An 11925-nucleotide genomic window follows, 5' to 3' on the forward strand; every position below is an offset into this window, starting at 1 on the left:
CCCCTCATACGGTCCGCACAACGAAGTGCGGCACTCCGACACCGCGCCCGCCACGTCCCCGACCAGGGGTGGCGGGCGCGGTGGCGTTTGGGGGCGTGAGGCGCGTCCGGTGCTCCTTCGGGCGGTGCCGGACGGGTGCCGAACTGCGCCGGGGGCGGGAGCGGGATATCAAGGGGGGTGAAGGCGGGCGCGCGAGGCTCTGCGGTCGCCACCCCACGCTGAGGAGTACGTCTCGTGGAGTTCGAGGTCAATGGCACCCGGTACGCGGTGGACGTGGAGGACGACCCGGCCGCCGTCGAGGTGGTGCGCGACCGGTTGGGCCTGACGGGCACCAAACTGGTCTGCGCGGGCGGGGTGTGCGGGGCCTGCACCATCCAGGTCGACGGTGAGCCCCGGGTGTCGTGCCTGACGCCGGCGGCCCGGCTGGCCGGTCGGCGGGTGACGACGGTGGAGGGCCTGTCCGGCCACCCGGTGGGACGGGCCTTCGCCGGCGAGGACGCCCTCCAGTGCGGCTACTGCACCCCCGGGTTCGTGGTCGAGGCGGCGGCGTTCTTCGAACGCTGGCGGGCCGCGCACGGCCGCACCCGGCCGGGGCGGGACCAGATGGCCGACGCGCTGGCGGGCCACCTGTGCCGCTGCGGAGCGTACGAGGGGATCTTCAGCGCGGTGGCCGCCGCCTGCGCGGGCGACTACGACACGGCGCCGGCCGGCGGGGAGGCGGTCCCGCGCGCAGAGGCCCCCGAGAAGATCGACGGATCGGCCAGGTACACCACCGACCAGCGGGCCGAGGGGCTGCTGGAAGGGGTGATCATCCGCTCGCCGCACGCGCACGCGCACGTACGGTCGCTGGAGGCCGGAGACCTCCCTCTGGTGCCGCTGCTGCCTCCCGACGGCGTGGTGCGGTACGTCGGCCAGCCGGTGGCCGCAGTCGCGGCGCCCGACCGGGCCTCCGCGCGGGCGGCCGCGGCGCGGGTCAGGGTGGACTACGAGGTACTGCCGGCCGCCCTCGACGCGAACCGCGCCCGGGCCGGCGAGGGCCCGCTGGTCTACGAGGACAAGGAGGCGCGCAAGCGGGCGCCCGGGTCCGGCGAGACCCCCCAGCTGGTGCCCGCCCGCTGGCGCGGCAACCTGCGGGGCCCCTCCGCCATGAGCAAGCGGCCCGCCACGGCCGTGCGCCGCATCACCGAGGCCCGCGGCAGCAGCCCCGAGCGGGTGGTCGAGGGCGTGTTCACGACCGCCGCGCAGACCCATACCCCGCTCGAACCGCACGCCTGCCTGGCCCGGTGGGTCGACGGCACCCTCCACCTCGAGGTCTCCACGCAGTCGGTCAAGCAGGTGGCCGAGCTCGCCGCCGAACGCTTCGGCGTGCCCGTCGACCGGGTGGTGGCGCGGGCCGTCCACGTGGGCGGCGGCTTCGGCTGCAAGATGGGGCTGACCTCCGACATCGTCGCCGCGGCGGAGCTGGCCCGGCTGCACGGCGCCCCGGTGCGGGTGGTGCTGGACCGGGACGAGGAGCTCATCGACGGCGGATACCGGCCCGGCACCCGGATCCGGCTGGCGATGGCCGCGGACGCCGCGGGCGATCTGAGCGCGCTGGCCATGGACGTGGACACCGACGGCGGGGTCGCGGTGGGCGGCACCGTGGCGGCGCTGGCCCGGTTCATGTACGGCAAGGCCCCGCGCCGGCTCCGCGACTTCGACACGCTCACCCACCGGCCTCCGGGCGCCCCGTTCCGCGGCCCGGGCGGACCCACGATGTGCTGGGCCCTGGAGCAGGCCGTCGACGAGATGGCCCACCGGCTCGGCCGGGACCCCATCGCACTGCGCCGCCGCTGGGACGGCAACCCCAAGCGGCACGCCCTGTACGACCGGGCCGCCGCCCTTCCGGTCTGGTCCGGCCCCCGTGGCGGCACCGGGCGGTTCCGCCGCGGCGTCGGCGTCGCGGCGGCCAACTGGCTGTACTTCCTCGATCCCGTCACCGAGGTCGAGCTCACCGTCGAGGACGGGGTCGTCGTCGCCCGCTGCGCCGTGCAGGACATGGGCACGGGCTCGCGCACCGTGCTGCGCCGGGCCGTCGCCGAAGGACTCGGCGTGCCGGAAGGCCGGGTGCGCGCCGAGGTCGGCCGAAGTGATGCCGTTCACGGCCCCACCTCCGGCGGCAGCCGCACCACGCCCTCCCTCGCGCCCGCCGCCGCGGACGCCGCCGACCGGCTGCGCGACGCGCTCGGCGGCGGTGACGTGGCCGCCCGGCTCGACGGGGCGCACGGCGTACGGGTGACGGGCCGGCGCCCCCGCGACCGCCGGGGCTTCGTGACCCCCTTCAACCTGACCATGGGGGGCGTGGCGATCGGCCGCGGCTTCACCGGATCGGTGCAGGTCGCCGAGGTCGAGGTGGACACGCGGCTCGGCCGGATCCGCCCGCTGCGCGTGTGGAGCGGTATCGCCGCGGGCCGCATCCACGAGGACCGCCTCGCCCGGAGCCAGTGCGAGGGCGCCGTCGTCCAGGGCGTCGGCTACGCCCTGTTCGAGGAGCGGCGCGTCGACCCGGCCACGGGTCGGGTGCTGACCGACAACCTGGAGGACTACCGCATCCCGGGCATCGGCGACACCCCCGAGATCACCATCCACTTCCACCAGGAGGGCTTCGAACACGTCCCCGGCGGCGGTGTCGGCCTCGGCGAGATCGCCACCCTGCCCACCGCGGCCTGCCTGGCCAACGCGGTACACGACGCGACCGGTTGGCGACCCTACGACATGCCCATCCGACCCGACCGGCTCCTGGAAGGACTGGGTACGTGAGCACCGAGACCACTCTCACCGACCTCTCGGCCGCCGTCCTGGCCCGCGGCGGCGAGCTGCGCGCCGGGGGCACCGACACCACCGCCCGACAGCGCAGCGGCGTCTCCCCGGGGCCGTTCACCGACCTCGACGCCGCCGGCGACCTGCGTGGCCGCACACCGCTGCCCGGTGGCGGGTTGCGGATCGGCGCCCTGACCACGCTCGCCGCGCTGGCCTCCGATCCGGTGGTGCGCGCCGGCTGGCCGGCCCTGGCGGTGTCGGCCGGGACCGCGGCGACCCCGCAGATCCGCACCGTCGGCACCCTGGGCGGCAACCTGCTCCAGCGCAACCGCTGTTGGTACTTCCGCAATCCACACTTCAGCTGCCTCCAGAAGGGCGGCGCCGGCTGCCCCGCGCGCGAGGGCGACCACCACTTCGGCGTGGTCAGCGGCGACGGCCCCTGCGTCACCCCGCACCCGTCGACCCTCGCGATGGCCCTGCTCACCTACGACGCCGAGGCCGAGATCCACGGGGAACCGCCGCGCACCGTGGCCGCCTTGTACGGGGACGGCGACCGGCTCCACCACGCCGATCACCTGCTGGCGCCGGACCGCATCCTCACCGCGATCCTGTTGCCGCCGTCCCTGCCGGGCGAACGCGCCGCCTGCCACCGGGCCACCAGCCGGGCCCACGCCGAATGGCCCCTGGTCGAGGCCACCGCCCGGCTCGCCCTGGACGGGTCCACCGTCACGCACGCCGCCGTCGCGGCGGGCGGGGTGGCGCGGGTTCCGCTGCGGCTGACGGAGGTCGAGGCCGCCCTGATCGGCCGGGAGGCCACCCCCGCGGCCCTCGCCGCGGCGGCCGCGACGGTACTCGCCCGCTGCCGGCCGCTGCCGCAGACCGCCTACAAGGCCACGCTGTTGCGCGACACGGTCCTGGAGGTCCTGGAACAGGCCGCCGCCCCGCTCGCTGACGGTTAGGTCGCCGGCCGACGCCGACCCGGGCCGCCGACGTCGTCGAGCGGCCCGGCGTTCTGGAAAACGGCCTCGGCACCGCCGCCGTGGTCGGAGGTGACCAGCAGCCGCGGATCGCCGAGCTCACCGCCCGCCTCGACGGGGCCGAGGTCGATTCGCTCGTCAGGGTGACGCCCGCCGAAGGGGCTGCGGGAGTCCCTGCTCCCGCTCGTCGCGCCGCTCGGTGCGCACGACCGGCCCGCCGTGGCCCGGCTGGACTCCCCGCGTGATCCGCGGGTCCTGGCCGCACTGGTACGGGCGTCGCGGCGACCGCGCCGCGGCGCGCGTTCCGCCCCGGGCCGGGGCGCTGCCCGAGCGCGCCCGCACGGTGGTGGCCGCGCCGGGTCGGGGACGGCCGCTGGGCCGGACGGGCCAGTCGCGGGGCTTCTCCCCTCCGAGGAGGCGCCCCGCCGTCTGGTAACAGTGGGTCACATGCTGCCCTCTCAGATGATGTTGAGCTGCTTGCTGGGCGCCGCCCTGCTCGCCCCCGTCCCCCTCGGAACCGGCGAAGCCCCCGCCGGCGACGGCGGGACCGGCGGAGCCCGCGCCCACGACGGCCCTACGGTCGACTACCGCGGGCTGCGGCTCACCGTCCCCGCCGGCTGGCGGGTCGTCGACCTCGACCGGAACCCGGAAGCCTGCCTGCGGCTCGACCTCCCCACCCTCTACCTCGGGCACGCCGGCACCCAGGGCGAATGCGCGGCCGCCCGCGCGGCCGCCCCGCGCGCCGACACCCTGCACCTGGAACCCCTCGACGGGGCCCCGCCGCGCGCCGACATCCCGACCGTCGGCGGGGACGGGGGCGACCCCCTGCCCAAGGTCCGCGGAGACAGCAACGAGATCCGCTACGCCCTGCGCCGCGCCGGGCTGATGGCCACCGTCTCCTACGGGACCACGCCCGAGTCGGTACGGGGGGTACTCGCCCGGGCCCGCGCGCTCGCACCGCCCGCGGCCCCGGGCCCCGGCCCGGCCGCCGTCCAGCCGGCCGTCGCCGTCGGCGGGGGTCCCCGCAGCGCCGTCCAGGAGCCCTTCACCGGCGAGGGCTTCGACGCCTGTACCGCCCCCACCCAGAAGGCCATGAACGCATGGCGGGCCGATTCCCCCTTCGGTGCGGTCGGCGTGTACATCGGCGGGCGCGCCCGCGCCTGCGCCCAGCCGCAGCTCACCGCCGAGTGGGTGAGCCGGCAGACCGGGGCGGGCTGGCACCTGATGCCGATCTGGGTCGGCCCCCAGCCCTGGCACAGCGCGTCCACCGGCCTGTCCACCGACCCCTCCGAGGCCAACGAGCAGGGCATGGCCGCCGCCGACGGCGCCGCCCAGGCGGCCGGGTCCCTGGGGCTGGCCGAGGGCACGGTCCTCTACAACGACCTGGAGAACTACACGGACCGGGCCACCTGGGACGCCCCGGTCGTCGCCTACCTCACCGCCTGGACGGTCCGCCTGCACGAGCTGGGCTACCGGGCGGCCGCCTACGTCGCGGCCAGCTCCGGGGCCAAGGCGCTGAGCGCCCACTACGCCCAGGCCCCCGACGCCATGCCCGACGTGCTGTGGGTGGCCCGCTGGAACGGTGCGGCGTCCGTCACCGACGCAGACCTCGGACTGCCCGCGGGGACCCGCCAGTGGGCCGGGGCGCGCCGGGCCCACCAGTTCCGGGGGGACCACGACGCCACGTACGGCGACGTGACGATCAACATCGACCGGAACTGGGTGGACGTCGGCGTCCAGACTCCCAAGAAGGGCCGCCCGGCCCTCGGCTAGTACGGTCCCCGGGGCGGCCGGTTCCCCCGTCAGCCCGTCAGCCCGTCAGCCGCCGGCTCCTCGCGGACCGGCTCGTCGTCATCGCCCCGGCGCTGGGTGCGCAGGCCGTGCTCCGGGGTCCACGAGCGCACGACGAGGTCGTTGCCCTCGACGCCGACGTGGACGACCTCCGTCAGGTCGGAGCGGAAGAGGTCGAAGGGGTGCGGGGACTCGGTCTCCTCCGCGTACCGGTGGAGCTCGGGCTGTTCCACGATCTCCACGGCGCGCCCGGAGATCCGTACGTCGCCGTCGGGCATGGTCTCGCCCTCGCCCGGATTCGTGTGCAGGGAGAAGCGCGGGTCGCGCCGCAGGTCCTTGCCCTTCATCGAGCCCGGCATCATGCCCAGCCACAGTTCACCGCCGCGGATGTCGACATTCAGCCCGGTCGCGCGGGGCGAGCCGTCTTTGCGCAGGGTCGCGAGGACGTGGTGCGGGAACTGTGCGAAGCGAGCCTTGACGGCCGCCGCGAAGTCCGGCTCCGCCTTCTCGAACGCGGCCCAGTTGTTCGTCGTCATGCGTCCATCAAAGCGCGAGGTGGCGACGGGCGTCGCTCAGGCGCGCACGATGCCCGCCGCCCGGGCGTCGGCCAGCCACGCCGGGAACTCCCCGACCAGCCGGTCGTAGAGCTCCGCGTCCGCGACGGTCCGGGGGTCGAGACCGGCGTGGAAGTAGCCGGCGTTGTCCACGGCCCGTTTGGCCGGGACGGGCAGTTCGTCGAGCCGTCGCAGGAAGTCGAACTGTGAGCTGCGCGTGTTCCCGAAGCCGACGAACTGCCAGAAGAGCGGCAGCCGCGCCGCCTTGCACAGGTACCTCTCGGCGGCGAGCTTGTTGACGGGCCCGCCGTCGGTCTGGAAGACGACGAGCGCGGGCGCGGCCGTGCCCGAATCCAGGTAGTGGTCGATCACCGCGTCCATCGCCGCGTGGTAGGCCGTCTTGCCCATGTGGCCGAGCCCGGCGGCAATCGCGGCGACCCGCCCCTCGTGGCCCGCGAGGGAGATCTCCTCCACCGCGTCGACCTCCGTGGAGAAGAACACGACCGGCACGCGGGCGTTGTCGTCCAGGTGCGCCGAGAGCCCCAGCACCCTGTCCGCGAGGGCCTGCACGCTGCCGTCCTCGTAGTACGGGCGCATCGACCCGGAGTGGTCCAGGACCAGGTAGACCGCAGCGCGACCGCCCGCCATGCCGTGTTTGCGCAGCGAGTGCCCGGCCTCCTTGTAGAGGTTCACCAGAGCCGGCGCGCTCTCCTCGATCTTGCGGAGGTCTACCGCACTGCCCGTCCCCGTCATGGGCCCGAGGGTACGGCAGCACCCGCCGGCCCGACCGCCCCGCCGACCCGCCGGGAGAGCGCCGCTGCTCTCCTTCCGCCGGCCTAGGGGCGGCGCTTGCCGGAGGCGCCGGCCCCGGCGTCCGGGTCCCGGTCCGCGGCCAGTGCCTCGATGTCGTCGAGCATGGCGGCCGCGAGCTCGCGCTCGGAGGTGTAGTAGCGCTCCGCCCACTTGAGGGTGAGCGCCGGGTACGCCCATGAGGCCTCGTCCTGGGCCGCGTCCGCGTCGGCCACCGCGCGCCGGCGCATCTCCTCCGCGAACTCCTGGTGCTGTACGAGGACTTCGCGCATCTGCTCCGGCTCCAGCAGGTGGCCGAGCCACAGCCGCAGCATCGGCCCGTGCTTGAGGACCGGCGGGTCGACGGGCGCTTCGCGCGCCCATTGCCGTACGGCCGCCATGCCTTCGCCGGTGATCCGGTACACCCGCTTGTCGCGGGTGCCGGTCTCCTGGGCGACCATCCGCGAGGAGGCGTAGCCAACCTTCTCCAGCCGCTTGAGCTCGCTGTAGATCTGGCTGAAGGACGGGCTCCAGTAGAAGAAGCGCAGCGACCGGTCCGACCACTTCTTCAGGTCGTAGCCGGAGAGCTCCTCTCCGAAGGACAGCAGCCCGAGCACCGCCCAGCCGGTCGCGGGGAGCGCGCGCTCGTTCGTCTCGTCTGCCGCCTGGTTCGCCACGCAGCGCAGTCTACGACCGGTCTCCGAGGCGGCCTTCCCCTGAAAAGGCATGCCTGCTAGAAGTATTCCTGTTCGAAGCACATCGCCCATCGCGTGCCGTGCTCCTACACGGCTTGGAGGATCTCCGTGGAGTTCTCGATGACCTTCGAGGCCCGGTCCGTCGGCCCGACCCCCCGACGGGAGCGCTGAGCCGTGTCCGCCGCCCTCGACGGCAAGGTCGTCGTCATCACCGGCGCCGGACGCGGTCAGGGCGCCGCCGAGGCGCGGATGTGCGCGCGGGCCGGCGCGCGGGTCGTGGTCACCGACATCCGGGAGGAGGAGGGCCGCGCGGTCGCCGCCCCGCTCGGCGACCGGGGGCTCTACGTCCGGCACGACGTGGCCGACGCCGACAGCTGGGCGGAGGTGGTCCGCGAGGCCGTGCGCGCCTTCGGCACCGTCTCGGCCCTCGTCAACAACGCGGCGGTATGGCGCACGGCGCACGTCGAGCGGCAGGGCCTCGAAGACTTCGAGACCCTGCTGCGGGTCAACCTGCTCGGCCCCTTCCTCGGCATCCAGGCGCTGGCCCCGCTGCTGCGCGCCGGCGGAGGCGGCTCGATCGTCAACGTCTCCTCGACCGCCGGACTGACCGGCATCCCGGGCCACGCGGCCTACGGGTCGAGCAAGTTCGCGCTGCGCGGGCTGACGAAGTCGGCGGCGCTGGACCTGGCCGGGGACCGGATCAGGATCAACTCGGTGCATCCGGGGGCGATCGACACCCCGATGGTCAGCGGGGCGGTCGCCGGGCGGGACTGGTCGCACGTGCCGCTGGGGCGGATCGGGCGGCCCGAGGAGGTCGCGGAGCTGGTCCTCTTCCTCTGCTCGGACGCGTCCTCGTACATCACGGGGGCGGAGTTCACCGTCGACGGAGGGCTGACGGCGCGATGAGTCCGGAGCTCGCGGTCCGGCGCCGGACGCGGTCGGGCGCGGTGGTGCGGCGCGGAGCGAGGGGGCTGGGCGGCCGGATTCGAACCGGCGTCCTCCTCCATGTCGTGTAGGCGCACTGCCTCTGTGCTACGACCCAGCCCTTGATCGGGATCTTAAGGGCCGTCCCCGCGGCCGCGCACGCGAATATCACCGGCATGATGTGTTCATGTCGATATCGGTTCCGGGTGTGCTGGTGCGCAACTCCCTCGCCCTTTCCGCGGAGTTCGCCGCCGTGCTGCTCATGCGGGGCTCCCAGCCGCACTGGCTGCCGGTCATGCTGGCGCTCTTCGCCCTGGTGTCAGGGCTGCCGAACGGCACCGATGCCGGCTTCGTACACCGGACCCTGCTCGCGGTCGGCGCGGTGCTCATCGCGCTGTGCGGCGCCAACGCCTGGGACGGCCACGCGCTGCGCGCTTCCGGCAGGGTCGAGCGGGTCGTCGAGGCCGGGCCGGACCTGCGGACGGATTCCGGCCGCGACCTGGGGCCGCTCCCGACGGGCATGCCGCCGGGAGGACCGGCCGGACGGCCGGTCCTCGTGGACCCGCACGGACCGGCATGGACCTGGGGGCGGGAGCGGCCCTCGGAGCCGGTGTACTGGGAGGCGCTGACCGGCGGCCTGGTCCTGGCCCAGACGGTCTCCCTCACCCGGCTGTCCAGGCGCTGGCGGGGCTGAGTCCCCACCCCGCCGGCGCGCGGGACCGCGGGGGCCGGGGAGCGGCCCCCGGTAAAGGACCCGGGCCCGCCGGCTACAGCCGCTCGATGATGGTGACGTTCGCCTGTCCGCCGCCCTCGCACATGGTCTGCAGCCCGAAGCGGCCGCCGGTGCGTTCCAGTTCGTGCAGCAGCGTCGTCATCAACTTGACGCCCGTCGCCCCCAGGGGGTGGCCCAGCGCGATCGCGCCGCCATTGGCGTTGACCCGCTCCGGGTCGGCGCCGGTCTCCTTCAGCCAGGCCAGGACCACCGGGGCGAAGGCCTCGTTGATCTCGACCAGGTCGATGTCCGAGAGGGACATGCCGGTCTTCTTCAGGGCGTAGGCCGTGGCCGGGATGGGCGCCGAGAGCATGCGGATCGGGTCCTCGCCGCGCACCGACAGGTGGTGGATGCGGGCGCGCGGGCGCAGGCCGTGCTCCCGAACCGCCCGCTCGGAGGCCAGCAGCATCGCCGCCGCGCCGTCCGAGACCTGCGAGGAGACCGCCGCGGTGATCGTGCCGCCCTCCATGACCGGCTTCAGGCGCGCCATCTTCTCCAGGGTGGTGTCCCGGCGCGGACCCTCGTCCACCGCCACGGAGCCGTACGGCACGGTCTCCCGCTCGAAGCGGCCCTCGTCGATGGCCCGCAGCGCCCGCTCGTGGGAGCGCAGGGCGAAGCGCTCCATGTCCTCGCGCGTGATGCCCCACTTCTCGGCGATCAGCTGTGCGCCGTAGAACTGGTTGATCGGGGAGTCCCCGTACCGGTCCCGCCAGCCCGCCGAACCGAGGTACGGGCCCTCGGTGAAGCCCAGCGGCTCCCCGGCCTGCCGCGAGGCGAAGGCGATCGGGACCATCGACATGTTCTGGGTGCCGCCCGCGACCACCAGGTCCTGGGTGCCGGACATGACGCCCTGCGCCGCGAAGTGCACCGCCTGCTGCGACGATCCGCACTGGCGGTCGATGGTGACGCCCGGGACCTCCTCGGGGAGTCCGGCCGCCAGCCAGGCGGTCCGCGCGATGTCGCCCGCCTGCGGTCCCACCGTGTCGAGGCAGCCGAACACCACGTCCTCCACGGCCGCCGGGTCGATCCCGGACCGTTCGACGAGGGCTTTGAGGACGTGCGCCCCCAGGTCGGCCGGGTGGACCTCGGACAGGCCTCCCTTGCGCCGGCCCACGGGGGTGCGCACCGCTTCGACTATGTAGGCCTCGGGCATCAGAACTCCTCAGGTGTTCACGCGCGGGTGGCGATGCCGTCCAGCACCATCGAGAGGTACTGGCGGGCGATCTCCTCGGGACTGTGCTGGCCGCCCGGCCGGTACCAGGACGCCGCCACCCACACCGTGTCGCGTACGAAGCGGTAGGTGAGGCGGATGTCCAGGTCGGCCCGGAAGACCTCGGCGGCGACCCCGCGCTCCAGCGTCCCGAGCCATGCCTTCTCGAACTTGACCTGCGAGTCGGAGAGGTAGTGGAAGCGCGGCTGGGCCGACAGGTGCCGGGATTCCTTCTGGTAGATCGCGACGGCGGCGCGGTGCCGGTCGATCTCCCGGAACGATTCGGTGACGAGGGCCTCGATGGTCTGGCGGGGTCCGAGACCGGCGGCGAGGACGGTGTCGTACCCCTCCCACAGCTCGGTCAGGAAGGCGGAGAGGATCTCGTCGAGCATCGATTCCTTGGAATCGAAGTGGTAGTAGAGGCTGCCGGCGAGCATGCCGGCGGCGTCGGCGATCTTGCGGACGGTGGTGGCGTTGTAGCCCTGAGCGGCGAAGACCTCGGCGGCGATGTCGAGGAGTTCGCGGCGGCGCTCGGGCGACGCCGTCATCTGGGGCTTCTTCTGGAGTGTCGGCTTCTTCGTTGGCACGTTCCCATTCTGGTCATACGCCGGGACCGGCTTACGCGTGCTGACTGCTGACCGACACGGTCTCGCCCGTCATGTACGACGAGTAGCCGCTGGCCAGGAAGACGATGACGTTGGCGACCTCCCACGGCTCGGCGTAGCGGCCGAAGGCCTCCCGGGAGGTGAGTTCGGTGAGCAGCTCCTCGCTGGTGACCTTCACCAGGTGGGGGTGCATGGCCAGGCTCGGCGCGACCGCGTTGATCCGTACGCCGAACTCCGCCGCCTCCAGGGCCGCGCAGCGGGTCAGTGCCATCACTGCCGCCTTGGCGGCGGCGTAGTGGGCCTGCCCCGTCTGCGCGCGCCAGCCGACGACCGAGGAGTTGTTGACGATGACCCCCCGTCCGGTGCCGGCCGCCCGCATCGAGCGCATCGCGGCGCGCGTGCAGCGGAAGGTGCCGTTCAGGGTCACGTCGAGGACCCGCGACCACTGCTCGTCGGTCATGTCCACGAGGTGCGCCGTCCCGCCGAGACCCGCGTTGTTGACGACGACGTCGAGGCCGCCGTGGGTCCGTTCGGCGAGCGCGAAGAGGGCCTGGACCTGCTCCTCGTCGGTGACGTCGCAGGGCAGGGAGGCGACGCGGTCCGCGCCGAACTCCGCGGCCAGCGCGTCCTGGCTCTCCTTCAGTCGCCGGGCGTGGGCGTCGCTGATGAGGACGCGGGCGCCCTCCTCCAGGAACCGGCGGGCGGTGGCCCCGCCGATACCGGCTCCGGCGGCGGCGGTGACGACGGCCGTCCGGCCGGCCAGCAGCCCGTGTCCGGACACGTACTCGGGTGCGTTCACGCCGGTACCC

General features: G+C 74.2%; 11 protein-coding genes and 1 tRNA gene. 5 read left to right on the forward strand and 7 right to left on the reverse strand.

Features of this window, described 5'->3' with window-relative positions; genetic code table 11:
* Positions 1–234: 234 nt before the first annotated feature.
* The 3 genes from ACFWBY_RS23955 (at position 235) to ACFWBY_RS23965 (ending at position 5549) form a co-directional block, all read left to right on the forward strand.
* Positions 235–2799 carry a molybdopterin-dependent oxidoreductase gene (locus ACFWBY_RS23955; RefSeq protein ID WP_385339571.1) on the forward strand — a complete coding sequence of 855 codons (2565 nt, stop codon included), beginning with the start codon at positions 235–237 and terminating at the stop codon, positions 2797–2799.
* Positions 2796–3758 (forward strand): FAD binding domain-containing protein, encoded by a 963-nt coding sequence (locus ACFWBY_RS23960; RefSeq protein ID WP_385339568.1) that lies wholly within the window; start codon positions 2796–2798, stop codon positions 3756–3758. The genes ACFWBY_RS23955 and ACFWBY_RS23960 overlap by 4 nt, the downstream gene beginning before the upstream one ends.
* 465 nt (positions 3759–4223) lie before the next feature.
* Positions 4224–5549, forward strand: a complete 1326-nt coding sequence (locus ACFWBY_RS23965; protein WP_385339565.1) for a DUF1906 domain-containing protein — start codon at positions 4224–4226, stop codon at positions 5547–5549.
* A gap of 29 nt (positions 5550–5578) precedes the next feature.
* On the opposite strand, the gene ACFWBY_RS23970 is transcribed toward ACFWBY_RS23965, so the two are convergent.
* The 3 genes from ACFWBY_RS23970 to ACFWBY_RS23980 all read right to left on the reverse strand — a co-directional run bounded on the left by ACFWBY_RS23970 (position 5579) and on the right by ACFWBY_RS23980 (position 7587).
* Entirely contained in the window at positions 5579–6103 is a 525-nt protein-coding gene (locus tag ACFWBY_RS23970; RefSeq protein ID WP_385339562.1) for a pyridoxamine 5'-phosphate oxidase family protein, read from the reverse strand.
* Between the two features lie 36 nt (positions 6104–6139).
* Complete coding sequence (locus ACFWBY_RS23975; RefSeq protein WP_385339559.1) at positions 6140–6874, reverse strand: VWA domain-containing protein; 735 nt, start codon at positions 6872–6874, stop codon at positions 6140–6142.
* Between the two features lie 83 nt (positions 6875–6957).
* On the reverse strand, positions 6958–7587 hold the full coding sequence (locus tag ACFWBY_RS23980) for a PadR family transcriptional regulator (protein WP_385339556.1): 630 nt from the start codon (positions 7585–7587) through the stop codon (positions 6958–6960).
* A 192-nt stretch (positions 7588–7779) separates the two neighbouring features.
* Here ACFWBY_RS23980 and ACFWBY_RS23985 point away from each other — a divergent pair, with 192 nt between their 5' ends.
* Entirely contained in the window at positions 7780–8511 is a 732-nt protein-coding gene (locus tag ACFWBY_RS23985) for an SDR family NAD(P)-dependent oxidoreductase (RefSeq protein ID WP_385339553.1), read from the forward strand.
* Between the two features lie 63 nt (positions 8512–8574).
* On the opposite strand, the gene ACFWBY_RS23990 is transcribed toward ACFWBY_RS23985, so the two are convergent.
* Positions 8575–8649, reverse strand: a tRNA-Val gene (locus ACFWBY_RS23990).
* Between the two features lie 67 nt (positions 8650–8716).
* Between ACFWBY_RS23990 and ACFWBY_RS23995 the strand changes: the two genes are divergently transcribed.
* Positions 8717–9223 (forward strand): hypothetical protein, encoded by a 507-nt coding sequence (locus tag ACFWBY_RS23995; protein WP_385339550.1) that lies wholly within the window; start codon positions 8717–8719, stop codon positions 9221–9223.
* Between the two features lie 73 nt (positions 9224–9296).
* On the opposite strand, the gene ACFWBY_RS24000 is transcribed toward ACFWBY_RS23995, so the two are convergent.
* The 3 genes from ACFWBY_RS24000 to ACFWBY_RS24010 form a co-directional block, all read right to left on the reverse strand.
* Positions 9297–10454: an acetyl-CoA C-acetyltransferase gene (locus ACFWBY_RS24000; protein WP_385339547.1), complete on the reverse strand. Its 1158-nt coding sequence runs from the start codon at positions 10452–10454 to the stop codon at positions 9297–9299.
* Between the two features lie 17 nt (positions 10455–10471).
* Positions 10472–11059, reverse strand: a complete 588-nt coding sequence (locus ACFWBY_RS24005) for a TetR/AcrR family transcriptional regulator (RefSeq protein WP_385339604.1) — start codon at positions 11057–11059, stop codon at positions 10472–10474.
* Positions 11060–11129: 70 nt separating this feature from the next.
* The gene (locus tag ACFWBY_RS24010) at positions 11130–11915 is read right to left on the reverse strand and encodes an SDR family oxidoreductase (protein ID WP_385339544.1); all 786 of its coding nucleotides are present in this window, start codon (positions 11913–11915) and stop codon (positions 11130–11132) included.
* Positions 11916–11925: the final 10 nt, after the last annotated feature.

This window comes from Streptomyces sp. NPDC060049 (genome assembly GCF_042736715.1).
Classification (GTDB): domain Bacteria; phylum Actinomycetota; class Actinomycetes; order Streptomycetales; family Streptomycetaceae; genus Streptomyces.

Bases quoted from the DNA above. Each gene is read 5' to 3' on its own strand.
- ACFWBY_RS23965 (WP_385339565.1), top strand. From the start codon at position 4,224: ATGCTGCCCTCTCAGATGATGTTGAGCTGCTTGCTGGGCGCCGCCCTG.
- ACFWBY_RS23970 (WP_385339562.1), bottom strand. From the start codon at position 6,103: ATGACGACGAACAACTGGGCCGCGTTCGAGAAGGCGGAGCCGGACTTC.
- ACFWBY_RS23975 (WP_385339559.1), bottom strand. From the start codon at position 6,874: ATGACGGGGACGGGCAGTGCGGTAGACCTCCGCAAGATCGAGGAGAGC.
- ACFWBY_RS23995 (WP_385339550.1), top strand. From the start codon at position 8,717: ATGTCGATATCGGTTCCGGGTGTGCTGGTGCGCAACTCCCTCGCCCTT.
- ACFWBY_RS24000 (WP_385339547.1), bottom strand. From the start codon at position 10,454: ATGCCCGAGGCCTACATAGTCGAAGCGGTGCGCACCCCCGTGGGCCGG.
- ACFWBY_RS24005 (WP_385339604.1), bottom strand. From the start codon at position 11,059: ATGACGGCGTCGCCCGAGCGCCGCCGCGAACTCCTCGACATCGCCGCC.